Source organism: Flagellimonas beolgyonensis (assembly GCF_003992615.1).
Lineage (GTDB): Bacteria > Bacteroidota > Bacteroidia > Flavobacteriales > Flavobacteriaceae > Flagellimonas > Flagellimonas beolgyonensis.
Genome location: NZ_RZMY01000013.1, coordinates 195,974 through 211,818, shown reverse-complemented (window position 1 = coordinate 211,818; position 15,845 = coordinate 195,974). Strand labels below are relative to the sequence as shown.

The window sequence follows — 15,845 nt, the reverse complement described above, 5'->3', positions numbered from 1 at the left end:
TATACTGTTAATGCTTTTCTAGTTCAGCAACTCGGCGACTTTTTCTTCCAAGGCTGGACCTCTCAAATTTTTTGCAACGATCACTCCGTTTTCATCCAATAAAAAAGCAGCGGGAATCGCATCGATGTTGTATAATCTAGCGACAGGGTCGTTAAATCGTTGTAGGTTGGAGATGTGGCTCCATGCCAATCCGTCAGATTCGATGGCATTTTTCCAAAGTTCCGCTTGTGTGTCCAAGGAAACGCCCAAAACGTTGAAGCCTTTGTCTTTGTATTTGTTATAAACAGATACAATATTGGGGTTTTCAGCACGGCAAGGTCTACACCAAGCGGCCCAGAAATCGACCAAGGTCAATTTGGATTTACCAGTTACATCGCTCAATGCCAATACATTGCCATCGGGTGTTGGCGCTGAAAAATCAGGGGCAATGGCTCCGATATCTGTGGATTTCATGTTTTCCAACTGCTCTTCCAGTTTTTTACCGGGTTCAGTTGCCTTCATTTCCGGGGTCAAGCCATCGAACAAGGTTTTTACTTCATCCAAGGGTAGGGCTTTGGAAGCCATCATATTGCCAATGATCAACACGGAAATCAAGGCATTGGGATTGTTCTTTACATAATCCACGTTAAAATTCTTCGCTTCTTCCTGAAACTCGATGAATTCTTCACGCAAGGCTGTTACGGTTGCCGTGTCCATTTGCTGTGCAGCCATACGCATATCGTTTTGCATGGATAGGGCCCTATCCGATAGTTTTCTGGATTCCGTCAAGAAATTCATGAACATGTCGTTCTGTGCAGTTCCAGATATTTTTGCAAAGCTTATGCTGTCCTTTGGAAAGGAAATTTCTATATCCCCATTTTCCACTACCAATGGCACATTGCCTCTGGTCTGTTCTATAAAAATGTAGTGCAATTTGGGTTCTGCTTGGTTGCCCGCGAAGGCAAACAGCCCATTTTCTATGGTCGTGGTATCGATATCAATCAATTGGTTAAGGGAATCGGTGGTCTTTAGGAAAACCTTCAACCCGTTATCGGGTTCACCACTTATTGTTCCACTAATGGTATACCCTTTGGGTTCTGAATTACATGATGCCAATAACACCAATCCAAGGATACCTGTAAATACTCTTTTCATTTAAAAAATTTTAGAACGCTAAGGTATTCATTACATCTGGCAATAAAAAAACTTGGCCCTTAATATTGAGGGCCAAGTCTTTAAAATTCCTATAAATATTCGTTAAAACTGGTACCGAATACCGAGGGCAATGTCAAAATCAAAATCATTATCAAACCCATCGTATCCGATCAGACCGATTTCAGGTCTAAAATCCAAAGAAATCAATAATGGAATATCGAAATTGTATTCAATCCCGATATCACCGGCACCAAAAACGAACAATCCATCATCCTCATCTAAAATGGGATCGGCAAAATCCACGCTTCCCAATCCGCCACCAACACCGTAGTACCAGTTAAAGTTGCCATCCAATTGATGCACCCATTGGTACAATCCGGCCAACTTGAAGGCATCAAAGTTGCGGCTATCGCGCCAGCCCAAATCAAATTCGAGCCTGTGGTACTGGCCAAGGGCCTTTTGATATGAAATTTCTGCACCAAAGCCATCGCTGTCGCCCAAACGGAGACCTAGGGCATGGTCGGAAATTTGTTGCGCACTCATCGATACTGTTGCAAAAACCAACAGAGCGGTAAATAATGTGGTAATCTTCATGTGTTTCTCTTTTAAGTTAAAAATTAGAGATAGTTTTGTTATAGATTTACGTTCAGAAAACTGTTTTAGTTCCCAAAAAGTATTCCAAATTGGAAAAAAAGTTGTTAAATCACCTTGCCGATCAGCTGCAAGGGGACCTGCTCGCCGATGAATTAAGCCGCGCCCTTTATGCCACTGACGCTTCTGTATACCGGAAAACACCCTTGGCAGTGGCTTACCCCAAAAACGCGGAAGATATTAAACATTTGATTGCTTTTGCCAATGAAAACAAGGTAGGGTTGATCCCAAGAACGGCAGGAACTTCCTTGGCAGGACAGTGTGTGGGCGAGGGCATTGTGGTTGATGTCAGCCGGTATTTTACCAAGATTGTCGAACTGGACAAGGAAAAAAAGCAGGTAACCGTTCAGCCCGGGGTAGTGCGGGACGAACTGAACCAATATTTGAAACCCTTCGGACTGTTTTTTGGCCCCAACACCTCCACTTCCAATCGCTGTATGATTGGGGGAATGGTAGGCAATAACTCGTCGGGAACCACATCCATTCAATATGGGGTAACCAGAGATAAGGTCGTAGCCATGCAATGCATTCTTTCCGATGGGAGCGAGTCGGTTTTTTCCAGCCTATCACCCCAGGAATTCCATCAAAAAAGGGAAGGATCATCATTGGAGGCCAAAATTTACAACGAATTATATAAGGAACTCTCCAACCCAGAGACCCAGGAAGAAATACGAAAAGAATTTCCCAAACCCAGCATCCATAGAAGAAATACAGGGTATGCGGTGGATGAGTTGCTGCACAATTCGATTTTTAGCGAAAACGATGAACGGGAATTCAATCTTTGTAAATTGTTATCGGGCAGCGAAGGCACGTTGGCATTTACCACGGAAATAACCCTTCAGTTGGATGACCTGCCGCCCAGCTTTTCGGCCATGGTCGCCACCCATTACCGTACCCTTGCCGATAGTTTGAAAGATGTAGCGCCAGTGATGCAGCACCGATTGCATACTTGTGAGATGATGGACAAGGTGATTCTGGATTGCACCAAAAACAACCGGGCACAATTGGCGAACCGATTTTTTGTGGAAGGAGATCCTGCAGCCATCCTGATGTTGGAGGTGCGTGCAGATAATGAAGCCGACCTTGAGGTTCAATTGAAGGAACTTTTAAAGACCATTTCTGATTCAAGGTTAAGCTATGCCAGCCCTGTTTTATATGGGGATGACATTAACAAAGCCGTAGAGCTCAGGAAGGCCGGATTGGGGCTTTTGGGCAATATGGTGGGAGACCGAAAGGCGGTGGCCTGTATTGAGGATACCGCGGTGGCCTTGGAAGACCTGAAGGATTTTATCGGTGAGTTTTCCAAAATAATGGAGGAGTACGGGCAGGAAGCCGTGTATTACGCCCATGCCGGAGCAGGAGAATTGCACCTTCGCCCCATATTGAACCTGAAAAAATCGGAGGATGTGGTCCTGTTCCGATCCATTACCACGGAAGTGGCCAAATTGACCAAAAAATATAACGGCAGTTTTAGTGGGGAACATGGAGATGGTATTGTTCGTGCCGAATTCATCCCTCTAATGATTGGCGACAACAACTACGCGTTGTTGAAGCGCGTAAAAGCATTGTTCGACCCGAACACCATATTCAATCCCGGGAAAATTGTAGATGCATTTCCCATGGACGAATCCCTTCGGTATGAAGTAGATCGGAAGGAGCCTTTTATTGAAACCGTGATGGATTTTTCGGATAGTGAAGGCATTCTCCGTGCCACCGAAAAATGCAATGGAAGTGGGGATTGCCGCAAAAGCCATCACATGAGTGGGGCCATGTGCCCCAGTTACCAAGCGACCAAAAATGAAAAGGACACTACCCGCGGAAGGGCCAATGCCTTACGGGAGTTTTTGACCAACTCAGAAAAAACCAATCGGTTTGACCATGCCGAACTCAAGCAGGTTTTTGACCTTTGTTTGAGTTGCAAGGCCTGTGCCAGTGAATGCCCCAGCAATGTGGACATTGCCACACTCAAAGCAGAGTTTTTATACCAGTATCAGGAGTCCAATGGGTATTCGATGCGCAGTAAATTGTTTGCTTACAACACCCGATTGAATGCATTTAGTAGTAAAATGGCAGGTTTAACCAACGCTATGTACAAATCCCGAACCGTAAGCGGCTTAATGAAGAAAATGGCAGGCGTGGCCATCCAGCGAAGCATGCCGCCCGTGTTCAAATTTGATTTTGACAAACACCTGGAAAAGTTCAAAGCGGAGCGCACCGACCTATCCAAAAAAAGGGTGGTGCTCTATGTGGACGAGTTTGTGAAGTACCTGGATATTGAGGTGGGGAAAGATGCCATCGAACTATTATGCAAGTTGGGTTACGAGGTGGAGTTGTTTTATGCAGAAAGTGGCCGCACCTATCTTTCCAAAGGATTTTTGAAACAGGCCAAAAAGTTGGTGGACCAAAATTTGGAAAAACTGAAGCCTATTTTGGAGGAGAACATTCCAATAGTGGGATTGGAGCCCTCGGCCATCCTTTCGTTTCGGGACGAATACCAGCGATTGCACGATGATAAGGAGTTATTGGCCAAATTGGCTACCAACTCTTATTTGATCGAGGAATTTTTGGCTGCGGAAATCAAAGGAGGCCATATTTCTTCGGATTTCTTTACCGAGAAAGAACGACACATCAAAATACATGGGCATTGCCACCAGAAAGCGTTGAGCAATCAAAAGGTCACCTTTGATATGCTGAACCTGCCCAAAAACTACAAGGTGACCATTATTCCTTCAGGTTGTTGTGGCATGGCCGGATCTTTCGGTTACGAAAAGGAACATTACGAGACCAGTATGCAAGTGGGCAATTTAAAATTGTTTCCTGCGATCAATAAGAGCGATGCGTCAACCATTATTGCGGCCAACGGGACGAGTTGCAGGCATCAGATTAAGGATGGGACGAAAAGAGAGGCCAAACACCCCGTCTCAATCTTGAGAGAGGCCTTGGTCGTCTAAAGACTTTTGTTTTTCGGTCTCGGGGTCGATTTTCATTTCCTCGATTTCCACTTCTTTTTGGGTAATGGAGGCGATGAGTTCGTTCATATCCATTTCCTTGAGGTCTTCATCCGCAAAGAAAGGGGACAACCGGTCGTGGTTGTAATGGTATATTTTCCATCTTTTGAACGAATATTCCAAAGCGGTAAGGTTTTCTACCCAATCCCCTGAATTAAGATAGATACAGCTACCATGCCTGTTTTCGTAAACTTCTTTTTTGGGTTGATGGATGTGTCCACAGATCACATAATCATAGCCGTTCTCAATAGCCAGATCGGCAGCAGTACGTTCAAAATTATTGATGTACTTCACAGCGCTTTTCACGCTGTTTTTGATGCGTTTGGACAATGAATATTTTTCACGCCCCAATTTGGCCAGGCACCAGTTTACAAAACTATTGATCAAAATAAGAATGTCATACCCGTAACCGCCCAATTTGGCCAACCATTTGGCATTTTGGATGGACACATCGAAAACATCGCCATGAAAGATCCATGCTTTTTTTCCGTCTAGTTCCAGCACCAATTTGTTGGCAATCTTAAAATTTCCCATTGAAGTATCACTGAACTTACGCAGCATTTCATCGTGATTTCCAGTGATATAGAAAACTTCAGTGCCCTTGGATGCCATTCCAATGATTTTGCGAAGCACCTTTAAATGGGAAGGGGGGAAGTAGCGTTTGCTGAATTGCCAAATATCGATAATGTCCCCGTTCAGCACCAGCTTTTTGGGTTGTATGCTATTGAGGTAGGCCAACAATTCATCGGCATGACAGCCGTAGGTTCCTAGGTGGACATCTGAAATTACAGCGAGTTCTATCTTCCTTTTTTTCAAGCTATTGGGATTTATATGCAAAATAAACTGGTCAGGATAAACTGAAAATCAAATTCAAATCATCAATACATAACATTATCGTTAAAAAATCATCATCCACGGATTCAATATGTTACAATAACATTAAGTGGTGCCTTGGTTTTTGATTTAAGGGGATATGGTCTACCTTTGGGTTTCTCTTAATTTTATACCGAATGGCAGGAAATTCTTTTGGTCAATTGTTCAGGCTCACCACTTTTGGTGAATCGCATGGAAAAGCATTGGGTGGTGTGTTGGATGGTTGCCCAGCTGGGCTGGAATTGGACCTTGATGCCATTCAAAATGAACTGGACCGAAGAAAGCCGGGCCAATCGGCCATTGTAACCCAACGGAAAGAACCGGACACGGTTGAATTCTATTCGGGACTTTTCGAAGGAAAGACCACGGGAACACCCATTGGTTTTGCCATTCACAATACAAACCAAAAATCCAAGGATTATTCCCATATCCAAGATTCCTACCGCCCATCGCATGCCGATTATGTGTACGATCAGAAATATGGTTTCCGCGATTATCGTGGCGGGGGTCGGAGTTCTGCGCGTGAAACGGCAAGCAGGGTTGTGGCAGGCGCCATTGCCAAACAGTTATTGAAAGAGGTGAAAATCAACGCATTTGTATCTCAGGTTGGGGATCTTAAATTGGAAAAAGCCTACCAAGAGTTGGATTTTAACCAAATTGAGGCCAATGCCGTTCGCTGCCCAGATCCCGGTATGGCCCAACAAATGGAGGAGTACATCAAGGCCATCAAAAAAGAAGGGGACACCATTGGGGGTGTGATCACCTGTGTGATCCAAAATGTACCTATCGGTTTGGGGGAGCCCGTTTTTGACAAATTGCACGCCAAATTGGGCGAGGCCATGCTTTCCATCAATGCCGTAAAGGGATTTGAATATGGCAGTGGGTTTGCCGGCGTTACCATGAAGGGCAGCGAGCACAACGATGCCTACAATCCTGATGGAACCACCAAGACCAATCGAAGTGGTGGAGTGCAAGGAGGGATCAGCAATGGCATGGACATTTATTTCAATGTGGCCTTTAAACCGGTGGCCACGGTACTGCAATCCTATGAAACCATTAACAAGGACGGCGAAAAAGTGACCACTCAAGGTAAGGGCAGGCACGATCCGTGTGTGGTGCCAAGGGCCGTGCCCATTGTGGAGGCCATGGCAGCCCTAGTCTTGGCGGACTATACCCTGTTGGCACGCACCAACAAAATCTGAAAGGCGTTAGGACGTTTCCGTTCAAAAAAGTATCTTACTGCCATTAAAACCATCTTATGAAGAAATTGGAATTACACTGGCGTATCCTTATTGGGATGGCCCTTGGTGTTATTTTTGCGCTGATCATGGTACAATTGGAATGGGGCCCTAAGCTGGTCGCCGATTGGATCAAACCCTTTGGAAACATTTTCATCAATGCACTTAAATTAATTGCCGTACCCCTTATTTTGGCTTCTTTGATCAAAGGAGTCTCCGATCTTAAGGATATTTCCAAACTCTCCAAAATGGGTGGTCGAACCATCGCAACCTATATCATCACTACGGTCATTGCCGTATCGATCGGTTTGTTGGTAGTGAATGTGGTCAAACCAGGTGGTTCCATTACCGAAGATACCCGAAACGAACTTGTTGAAAGTTATAAGGGTGATGCGGATTCCATCAAATCGAAGGCGGACAAACAGAAAGAAGCAGGACCTTTGCAGGCTTTGGAAGATTTGGTGCCCAGCAACATATTTAATGCAGCGAGTGACAACGGTAATATGCTACAGGTCATTTTCTTTGCCATCTTTTTTGGCATCGGCCTTATTTTGATTCCTGAAGAGCAAGCGAGTCCGGTCAAAAAATTCTTTGATGGCTTTAATGAAGTCATCCTGAAACTCATCGATATCATTATGTTGGCGGCACCCTATGGTGTGTTTGCCCTTTTGGCTGCCTTGGTGGTGGAATCACCCAGTGTAGATTTATTTAAAGCCTTGGCCTGGTACGCCTTCTGTGTGGTGCTCGGTTTGGCTTTGATGCTTTGCGTTTATTTGTTGATCGTGTGGATATTCACCAAAAAAAGCCCTGCCTTTTTCATGAAGGGGATGTCGCCTGCCCAGTTGTTGGCATTTTCCACCAGTTCCAGTGCAGCAACCTTACCGGTGACCATGGAACGAGTGGAAGAACATTTGGGTGTGGAAGAGGAAGTCACCAGTTTTGTGTTGCCCATTGGTGCTACCATCAATATGGACGGGACCAGTTTGTACCAAGCCGTTGCAGCCGTATTTATTGCCCAGGCCTTTGGGATGGATTTGAGCTTGTCCGCACAATTGGGCATCATTGTAACAGCTACGTTGGCTTCGATAGGAAGCGCAGCGGTACCGGGAGCAGGGATGGTCATGTTGGTGATCGTACTGGCCCAAGCAGGGATTCCAGAAGCAGGCTTGGCCTTGATATTTGCCGTGGATAGGCCTTTGGACATGTGCCGAACGGTAGTTAACGTTTCGGGGGATGCAACCGTATCCATGTTGGTGGCCAAATCCGTTGGGAAATTGGGGGAACCCAAAGTGAGAAACTGGGACGACAATTATCATAAGGACGCATCGGCCCAATAAAACCAATTCGTATGAACATTTGCTTTCTGATGTACCCATGGGATGAGATCAATCCAGAGAACGATACTTCACTGGCCTTGATCCACGAATGTGTACGGCGCAACCATGGCGTCGCCATTTGCAGTCCGGCCAACTTGACCATTAGAAACAGTGTTACCAGTGCTTTTTGTACGGTAATCAATCGAATGGACAAGGTGTCAAGCAGTCAGAAGACATTTTACAAACAGGCAACCACTCGCGAAGAGATGTTGCCCTTGGCCGGTTTTGATGTTATATTCATGCGGGCCAACCCACCACTAGATCCCTTAATGCTCAATTTTTTGGATTCTGTTAAGGATGATGTGTTCATTGTCAATTCCTTGCAAGGACTTCGCGAGGCCAACAATAAATTGTACACTGCTGCTTTTGGGGATTCGCATAGTAATATCATCCCGGTGACCCACGTGTCGAAAAACAAGAAATATTTGATCCAGCAGATCAAAAACTCACCTGCGGATAAAATGATATTGAAACCGTTGAATGGTTATGGTGGCTCAGGCGTGATTTTGATTGAAAAATCAGCCATGTCCAATATCAATTCCCTATTGGATTTTTATGTGACCAACTCGGATGGATCTTCCAATTATGTGATCCTCCAGGAATATATTGAAGGTGCCGACCAAGGCGATATCCGGATTTTACTATTGAATGGGGAGCCCATTGGTGCAATGCGTCGTATTCCAGGTTCGGACGATCATCGCTCCAACGTTTCTGCTGGAGGCTCGGTCGCCAAACACACCTTAACCAAGCAAGAAAAGGCTCTTTGCAAGCAAATTGGTCCCAAATTGGTCAAAGACGGACTGTATTTTGTCGGGATTGATGTAATAGGCGGCAAATTGGTCGAAGTCAATGTGATGTCTCCAGGTGGTATTACCTACATGAACAAAGTATACAAAACCAAGATACAGACCAAAGTAATCGATTTTATCGAGAGCAAGGTTTTGGATAAATTGAAGGCTTTCGACCGAAGGTCAAGATTGCGAAACGAAGTTGAAAATGCTTAAGTGTTCCGTTGACGACATCATTCAACGCATTCAAAACGAGGAACTTTTCGAGGCGGTGTCCGAAGATTACTCCTTTACCCTAAAAATTGATGCCTACGTTCCCTATGTATGTGGTGCGGTGCATGATGGCCATCAGTTCCGAAAATCCCTTTGGGACAATTGCACCCATACCGAACATGAACGCTGGTATGAAGAAGACCCCTGCACCAAGGAAATGGTGCAAAGTCATCCCATTGTTATTGCTGGTTGCGACAGTCGTTTTGAATACGATTTGAACCGCCCACCCGAAACTGCCATTTACAAGGATGCCTGGGGCAAGGAACTCTGGAAAGAACCGTTGCCCATTAAAGAAAGGGAGCTCAGCCGCCAAAAACATCATAATTTTTATCGAGTTGTTGCTGCTTTGATACAGAAATTGGAAGCCAAATTCCCAAAGGTGATTGTTTTTGATATGCACAGTTACAACTGGAAACGCTGGGATAGGGAAGTGCCCCTTTGGAATCTGGGTACGACCAATATCGATAATGCCCGCTTTGGTGAACTGGTCGAATTTTGGAGGTTTATGCTAGGGAACATGGTGCTGCCAAACGGAATCAAGACTTTGGCCCATGTGAACGATACCTTTCAGGGGAACGGACATTTCTTGAAATTTATTACCAACAATTTCGACAATACCTTAGTTTTGGCCACGGAAATCTCAAAAGTGTATTGTGACGAGCAAACGGGCATTATCTTTCCCGAAGTGGTTCGTTCCGTGGAGGAGCAACTGAAAGTGATGATCCCAAAAATGGTCCGTGCCTTTGAAATAGAAAACGTATGATTGGGGAAAAGGAGAATCAGGAATTGGCCAAGGCCTATGCCGACTTGTTCGAAATTGATGCCAATTTGGACCGCTTGGTGGGGAAGATAGAATTGTTGAGCTACATCAACCCCATGAACATTGAAAAGGAAAAACACCGGTTTTTCACTTCGAAATATACGGTGGAGCCTGAATTCAAATATCCCAAGCTCAAATTTGACCCCTATAAACTGCACCGCCTGTTTTTTTCACAACGTCTTGAGCGCATAGCCGATGACCGCATTCGGAAATTGTACCAAGATGTGATTTATTACTATTCCAATATGGTACAGTGCATTGAGACCATAGGAAAAGGAAAGAATTTTTATTACAACTCCCTTCGGGTTTATGGCACGCCCACGGAGAAGGATGTACAAAACGCCCGATTCATCCTCCATTTTGCGGATGAACCCATGGCTGCCGATATGGAAAAGGTATATACGGCAGAGGAGGCCAGAGCTTATTTTGAGGAGTTTGTAAGGCAGTACGATTTTCCGTTGAACATCAAATTCTCCACCCATATTGCGGCCGAGGCAATGGTCAGCAACAGTTCCCAGTCCCTGTTGATCAAAAAGAACACCAAATTCGGTAAAAACCAGTTGCTAACCTTGGCCAACCATGAAATTGGGGTGCATTTGGTAACTACCTACAACGGACTGCAACAGCCGTTGAAAATTTTCTCCAACGGATTGCCCAAAAATGTGGAAACCCAAGAAGGACTGGCGGTATTCAGTGAATATATGGGCGGGGCACTGACCTTAAAGCGCTTGAAGGAATTGGCTTATCGGGTTTTGGCCGCAGACAGCTTGATCAAGGGGTATTCCTTTGCGGACACTTTTGATTTGATCCATGGGCAGTACAAATTGAACCGCGATGAAGCCTTCACCATTACCCTACGCGCGCATCGCGGAGGTGGGTTTACCAAAGACCGTTTGTACCTCAGTGGACTTCGCAAGATCTACAAGCGGTACAAAAATGAGGAGAGCATGGACCTTATGTTGACGGGGAAGGTCAATCTTGATAATGAAGAGACCATAAAATATCTTAAAAGCCTGGGGTTGGCACAGCCCATTACCCACAAAAGTTTCAGTTTTGACCAAAAACTGAACACCAACAAAACCTTGGATTTTATTCTGAATAATTTGAAATAAAAAAGGACCGAGTTCATCGGTCCTTTTGTTTCATTTATAACGAGATATACCTTCCTTTGGGGTATTTTACCTTAAAAGAGAACTGTTCCGTTTGGGTCTTTTGGGAGGGTAGTTCCAAACGCCAGGTCAGAAGTCCTTTTTGATCATCAAAAACTGCGTTATTGGTGCTAATATCATCCACTTTTATTTCTTTGTTCTGGGAAATGGGTATCCGGTCCATCAATTTCAATTGGATGGGGACATTCTTGTTGTTTTTTACCTCCAAATTATAGGTGCGATCTACAGTCCGATTGCTCCCGGAAAAGGACTTGCTCTTAAAATTACGTTCTTGTTCCCGTTTAACGGTAACGTTGTTATCGATACCCAAAGAAAGGACCATCTCTTTTTTGGTGGTATAGGGGTCAAGAACGGTTTTTCCCGCATAGGTGCCTTCAAAATAAATGTTGGCTTCTCCAGGCAAAAGCTGGTGTTTTTCCCAATCGGTAAAACTCGCGGTCAGGAACACATTTTCGTTGATCAGCGGGGCTGCAAAGTATTCATAGGTGGCATCAATTTTAAAAGTGTTGACTTCAATAGCAGTGATATCGCCGTCCGAAGAAATGGTATAGGGCTTTTTAATGGTAAATTCGGTTTTGGTCGCTCCTTCCTGGGCATGGCTCTTTTTGGTGGTGATCACAACAACGCCATTTTGCCCTTGATTCCCATAAATGGCCGTAGCATTGGCTCCTTTCAATACTTCAATGTCTTGAATTTCATTGGCATCCAGATCTCCTTCCACAAATCCGGCCACTGGAATGCCATCAATGATGTAAAGTGGTTCAAGATTGTAGGAATTCGAGTTGCCTCGAACAGAAATTCCTGCCGTTCGTCCATTCAAAATTCGTTCTGGGGAAACAGAAGTAACGGCACCTGTTGTGTAACCAACTGTAACAACTTCTTCGAGCATTTGCACATCTTCTTCCAAACTTAAATTCATGATTGAAGCATAGATGGGCAACTCTTGTGTATGCATACCGATATAAGAGAAGGTCAATTCTTGTCCAAAGGGGATATCCAAACTGTAATTGCCATCAAAATCGGTTTGTGTACCGGTAGTAGTTCCCTTAATTATGACATTGGCGCCGGGGAGGGGCGCTCCGGATTCATCGGTGATCGTGCCCACTACTTTTTTTACGTTCGGATTGTAGGCGTATCCTTTTTTCTTAGCTGCTGGACTGTACCTTTTTTGGTAGGAGGACACAAAGTTGAGGTATTTGGTTTCCAAAGTGGGTTTGGCAATGTTGAAATTTGGATTTCCTGTGGAAAGGACCACCTTAACATTTTGCCAATCTTGCCCAGTTTTTTGGTACACGTTTGCCTTATAGGCCAAGTTGATGGGCGCGTTCAAACCAGAGGATTTGATATCGTAATTGGGCACCCAACCGGCATCTTCCACCAAATAGGTCAACCTTGCATTGAGTTGGGTGGCTACAGGAGCATTAAAGGTTATGGTGATCTCACCTTGTGGTACTTCAGGGGCATTTTTTACTTCAGCCAATTGCTTTTTTAAATCACCCATTTCCAAATTTAGCTGGTTGATTTTGAGTATTGTTTTAAAGATTTCGTTCTTGATTGCGGTAATGCGTTCCCGATAATAGGCACCAATTTGTTTGATACGTTCCAGATCAAGCGCTTGGTCATTGCCATTGACCACACGGTTGGAAGTAATGACTTTTTCTTCCTCTTCCAATCCAGCGATGGTGTTTTTAAGCAAGGATATCTCATGCTCCAAACGATCGACTTCATTTTTCCATTCCTTAACCTTTGGATTGCTTTCCGATTTTTCAAGGTAATTGATGTTATACACAATGGAAAGAATGGAGACGGCCCCCAGACCCGAAATTTGGATGCTACTTTCATCAATTTTGTGCGAAAGTCCAGAAAAAACCACCTTATTGGACCCTTCTTGAAGTTGGCAAATAGCCGTCCGCGTTATTTGTGCCCCACTTAAATAAACAGTGACCTCCTTTATTTTGGAAGGTACCTTTTCCTCATTGGCGAATAGTAAAATAGGGGCAAGGAACAGTAGTAAAGCAATATTTTTCATAACGGTTGGATTTTAATGTTATCCAAACCTATGTCGAAACAAGAGTAGAAGCAATCCCCATTATAGTGAACGGTACTTTTGGTTTAGGCAAGCGCCCGTTTGGGTGAGTCATTCCAAAAACTTTGCTTTTAACTCCGGGGTAGGAACCATACAGGCCTCTTTTTTGCCGAACCACTTATAGCGGTTACGTGCCACAAAATCATAAACTGCATTTCGGATGGAGGTGGGCACCCATTGAAACACCCCCAGTAAGCTCCAAAACCCACCCAGGTCCTTGGCGATTTCCAGGGCAGCATCCGATTTGGTATAATAGGCAACCCCAGGCTCAATCAAGATGATAGAATCGATGTTATGGGTATCGATATGGCGTTCTCGAACCAAGCGTTGTCCAATGTCACTTTGTAGGGCAGCATAGCGGAAACGGTCCTTATTATCCCGTTTGATCACAAACTGGACACTGGAGTTACAGAGATTGCAAACCCCATCAAAAAGAATAATTTTTTTACCGTTTTCCACAGAGCAAAGATACGTAGGTTGCGATGGATAAAACTATTTAGTCGGTCCTTCCATCCAAATAATTGATTACCTCATGGTGTCCATCTTTTTTGGCCAGATCCAAAGGGGTCGAACCATTTTCCATTCGGGCATGGATGTCCGCTCCATTTTCCACCAATAATTGCACCATTTTCAAGTTGCCCCGATGGGCTGCGGAATGCAATGCGGTCACTTGTTGGGTTTGCCCCAGGTTGAGGTCCATGCCGGTGGCGACCAATAACTCACACAATTCATAATTTCCCTTGGCCACAGCGGAATGCAGGGCATTCACTTTGGAAGGATTGGTGGCCTGTAATGCGGGATTTGCCCCCTGTTCGAGCAAAACTTTGGCAATTGCCGTTTGATCAAAGAAAGCGGCCAAGGACAGAGGTGTAAACCCGTCGTTGGAATACACGTTTACTAGAGTTTCGTCTGCAGAAATATTCGCTTTAACCCTATCCATTTTGCCACAGACAATGGCTTCATGAAAGGTGAATTTCGATTTTAGATCTTTCGCCTTTTCAAAGGCTGTGGCCAATCCGTTATAAGCCAACAATAGGATTCCCGAGCTTCCACTTTCGTCCTGTTCATCCAAAACTTCTGGATGTTCGATGATCAGATTGATGATGTTGTCTTCTTCCCTGTTTTTGAGGAGTTTTTTCAATTGATCTATCATACTGCAAGTGTTTCGAATTCAATGGATAAACGGAACACTAAAGATATAAGATTACGCTGTGAATTTGTACACAATGATGAATAGGTTATTTGGTAACTCTAATTAGTTACCCCTTTCCAAGTCTTCTATTTTCATTCGGGCATTTGAATTAGCTGAATTCAGTTCAAGGGATTTTTTGTAATTGATGAGGGCGTTTTTAGTATCCCCTAAAGTTTCATAGGCTTCGCCCAAACTATCAAAGGCATTGTAAGATCTTGGGAAATTCTCCGTATTCAAGATAAAATAGGCCAAGGCCTTTGCCTTGTCACCTTCAGTTCTGCTCCGGAGCATTCCATAGCCGAGTTGGTTGACCAAGTTTTCTGGTGGCCTGAAATCCCACGACAATCTCTGGGAAATGGTCTTAAAATGCTGAATCAATTGATCTTTGCTTTGCACATCACGATAAGAAATGCCATAGCCTTCAAAAATGGTAGAGATTCCATTATAAAAAGCAATTGGCGGTACTGAAGCATGGTTTTCATTTTCGAAATATTCCAATTTGGCAGGAAATGTTCCTTCACATTTACTGTTCAATCCCTCGTATAACCTTACATGACGATCTCGATTTCTAATATTTCGCTTTCCCCAGTTTGCTGTAGCCATATAAAAGAACCTTTTAAAGGATTCATTGGTTACGGCCTCCAATTTTTGATCCATGGTTGCCGAATCCCAAGTGCCCATGCTGGGATCCGCGGCTATAAAGGCATTGAAAAGTGATTTTTCCTTCATATAGTTATGTGTGGCCAACAGCGCACTCAACGAATGTCCAAATAGAATTCGATAGGGCTCGGTTCTATACTTTTGTTCCAGTTCGGGAATCAGTTCCTCTTCCAAAAAGCTTAGAAATTTTTCACCACCACCAGAATTGTTTTCCCTAACGGTAATTATTTTGTCAGGGGTGTAGTCTCTTCTTCGATCCACATTGTGAATACCTACTACGATCATCTCGGGTATTTTCCAGCTTCGGTACGCATCGGAACTCAAATAATTTACCATTCCCGCGATACTCTTAAAATGTATGTTGCCATCAAGAATTATAAGCATTGGATAGTTTTTATCAGCCGATTTGGTATCGTCGTAAGAATCCGGTAGACTAATCCAATATTCTCGGTCTTCATTCAAGATTTTGGAGTGGAGTCTATGTTTTGTACCAAGTAGTATTGATTCGGTCTCCTGGGATTTAACCTGGCCAATTCCTATGAAAATAAATAGTGATGCAATAATGATTTTGTTCATT

13 protein-coding genes are annotated in these 15,845 nt (G+C 44.1%); 6 read left to right on the top strand and 7 right to left on the bottom strand.

The features are described from left to right. Positions 1-18 precede the first annotated feature (18 nt). Both EO131_RS07690 and EO131_RS07685 read right to left on the bottom strand, forming a co-directional pair. Complete coding sequence (locus EO131_RS07690; protein WP_127020542.1) at positions 19-1,134, bottom strand: TlpA disulfide reductase family protein; 1,116 nt, start codon at positions 1,132-1,134, stop codon at positions 19-21. Positions 1,135-1,236: 102 nt separating this feature from the next. Then, positions 1,237-1,728 (bottom strand): hypothetical protein, encoded by a 492-nt coding sequence (locus tag EO131_RS07685; protein WP_127020540.1) that lies wholly within the window; start codon positions 1,726-1,728, stop codon positions 1,237-1,239. Positions 1,729-1,817: 89 nt separating this feature from the next. Between EO131_RS07685 and EO131_RS07680 the strand changes: the two genes are divergently transcribed. Beyond that, a complete protein-coding gene (locus EO131_RS07680; protein WP_127020538.1) occupies positions 1,818-4,736 on the top strand; it encodes an FAD-binding and (Fe-S)-binding domain-containing protein in 2,919 nt (972 codons plus the stop codon). Here the strand turns inward: EO131_RS07680 and EO131_RS07675 are convergent. Continuing rightward, positions 4,707-5,609 carry a UDP-2,3-diacylglucosamine diphosphatase gene (locus EO131_RS07675; RefSeq protein ID WP_127020536.1) on the bottom strand — a complete coding sequence of 301 codons (903 nt, stop codon included), beginning with the start codon at positions 5,607-5,609 and terminating at the stop codon, positions 4,707-4,709. The two genes, EO131_RS07680 and EO131_RS07675, sit on opposite strands and share 30 nt — an antisense overlap. 194 nt (positions 5,610-5,803) lie before the next feature. Here EO131_RS07675 and aroC point away from each other — a divergent pair, with 194 nt between their 5' ends. The 5 genes from aroC to EO131_RS07650 are packed head-to-tail and all read left to right on the top strand — an operon-like array spanning position 5,804 to position 11,273. After that, positions 5,804-6,868 carry a chorismate synthase gene (gene aroC / locus EO131_RS07670; RefSeq protein ID WP_127020534.1) on the top strand — a complete coding sequence of 355 codons (1,065 nt, stop codon included), beginning with the start codon at positions 5,804-5,806 and terminating at the stop codon, positions 6,866-6,868. Positions 6,869-6,924: 56 nt separating this feature from the next. Further along, complete coding sequence (locus tag EO131_RS07665; protein WP_127020532.1) at positions 6,925-8,241, top strand: dicarboxylate/amino acid:cation symporter; 1,317 nt, start codon at positions 6,925-6,927, stop codon at positions 8,239-8,241. An 11-nt stretch (positions 8,242-8,252) separates the two neighbouring features. Beyond that, a complete protein-coding gene (gene gshB / locus EO131_RS07660) occupies positions 8,253-9,284 on the top strand; it encodes a glutathione synthase (RefSeq protein ID WP_127020530.1) in 1,032 nt (343 codons plus the stop codon). Continuing rightward, positions 9,277-10,104, top strand: coding sequence for an N-formylglutamate amidohydrolase (locus EO131_RS07655; protein ID WP_127020528.1), 828 nt, complete (start codon positions 9,277-9,279; stop codon positions 10,102-10,104). The genes gshB and EO131_RS07655 overlap by 8 nt, the downstream gene beginning before the upstream one ends. Beyond that, a complete protein-coding gene (locus EO131_RS07650; protein ID WP_127020526.1) occupies positions 10,101-11,273 on the top strand; it encodes a flavohemoglobin expression-modulating QEGLA motif protein in 1,173 nt (390 codons plus the stop codon). The genes EO131_RS07655 and EO131_RS07650 overlap by 4 nt, the downstream gene beginning before the upstream one ends. A gap of 34 nt (positions 11,274-11,307) precedes the next feature. Here EO131_RS07650 and EO131_RS07645 read toward each other — a convergent pair whose 3' ends face one another. The 4 genes from EO131_RS07645 to EO131_RS07630 form a co-directional block, all read right to left on the bottom strand. Beyond that, positions 11,308-13,359, bottom strand: coding sequence for a DUF4139 domain-containing protein (locus EO131_RS07645; protein ID WP_127020524.1), 2,052 nt, complete (start codon positions 13,357-13,359; stop codon positions 11,308-11,310). 108 nt (positions 13,360-13,467) lie between these two features. Continuing rightward, positions 13,468-13,875, bottom strand: a complete 408-nt coding sequence (locus EO131_RS07640) for a thiol-disulfide oxidoreductase DCC family protein (protein WP_127020522.1) — start codon at positions 13,873-13,875, stop codon at positions 13,468-13,470. Between the two features lie 37 nt (positions 13,876-13,912). Beyond that, positions 13,913-14,569 (bottom strand): ankyrin repeat domain-containing protein, encoded by a 657-nt coding sequence (locus EO131_RS07635; RefSeq protein WP_127020520.1) that lies wholly within the window; start codon positions 14,567-14,569, stop codon positions 13,913-13,915. Positions 14,570-14,671: 102 nt separating this feature from the next. Continuing rightward, positions 14,672-15,844, bottom strand: coding sequence for an alpha/beta hydrolase-fold protein (locus EO131_RS07630; RefSeq protein ID WP_127020518.1), 1,173 nt, complete (start codon positions 15,842-15,844; stop codon positions 14,672-14,674). Between the last annotated feature and the right edge of the window lies 1 nt (position 15,845).

Coding starts and splice junctions, on each gene's coding strand:
- EO131_RS07690 (WP_127020542.1), bottom strand. CDS start 1,134: ATGAAAAGAGTATTTACAGGTATCCTTGGATTGGTGTTATTGGCATCA.
- EO131_RS07685 (WP_127020540.1), bottom strand. CDS start 1,728: ATGAAGATTACCACATTATTTACCGCTCTGTTGGTTTTTGCAACAGTA.
- aroC (WP_127020534.1), top strand. CDS start 5,804: ATGGCAGGAAATTCTTTTGGTCAATTGTTCAGGCTCACCACTTTTGGT.
- EO131_RS07665 (WP_127020532.1), top strand. CDS start 6,925: ATGAAGAAATTGGAATTACACTGGCGTATCCTTATTGGGATGGCCCTT.
- gshB (WP_127020530.1), top strand. CDS start 8,253: ATGAACATTTGCTTTCTGATGTACCCATGGGATGAGATCAATCCAGAG.
- EO131_RS07655 (WP_127020528.1), top strand. CDS start 9,277: ATGCTTAAGTGTTCCGTTGACGACATCATTCAACGCATTCAAAACGAG.
- EO131_RS07650 (WP_127020526.1), top strand. CDS start 10,101: ATGATTGGGGAAAAGGAGAATCAGGAATTGGCCAAGGCCTATGCCGAC.
- EO131_RS07645 (WP_127020524.1), bottom strand. CDS start 13,359: ATGAAAAATATTGCTTTACTACTGTTCCTTGCCCCTATTTTACTATTC.
- EO131_RS07635 (WP_127020520.1), bottom strand. CDS start 14,569: ATGATAGATCAATTGAAAAAACTCCTCAAAAACAGGGAAGAAGACAAC.
- EO131_RS07630 (WP_127020518.1), bottom strand. CDS start 15,844: ATGAACAAAATCATTATTGCATCACTATTTATTTTCATAGGAATTGGC.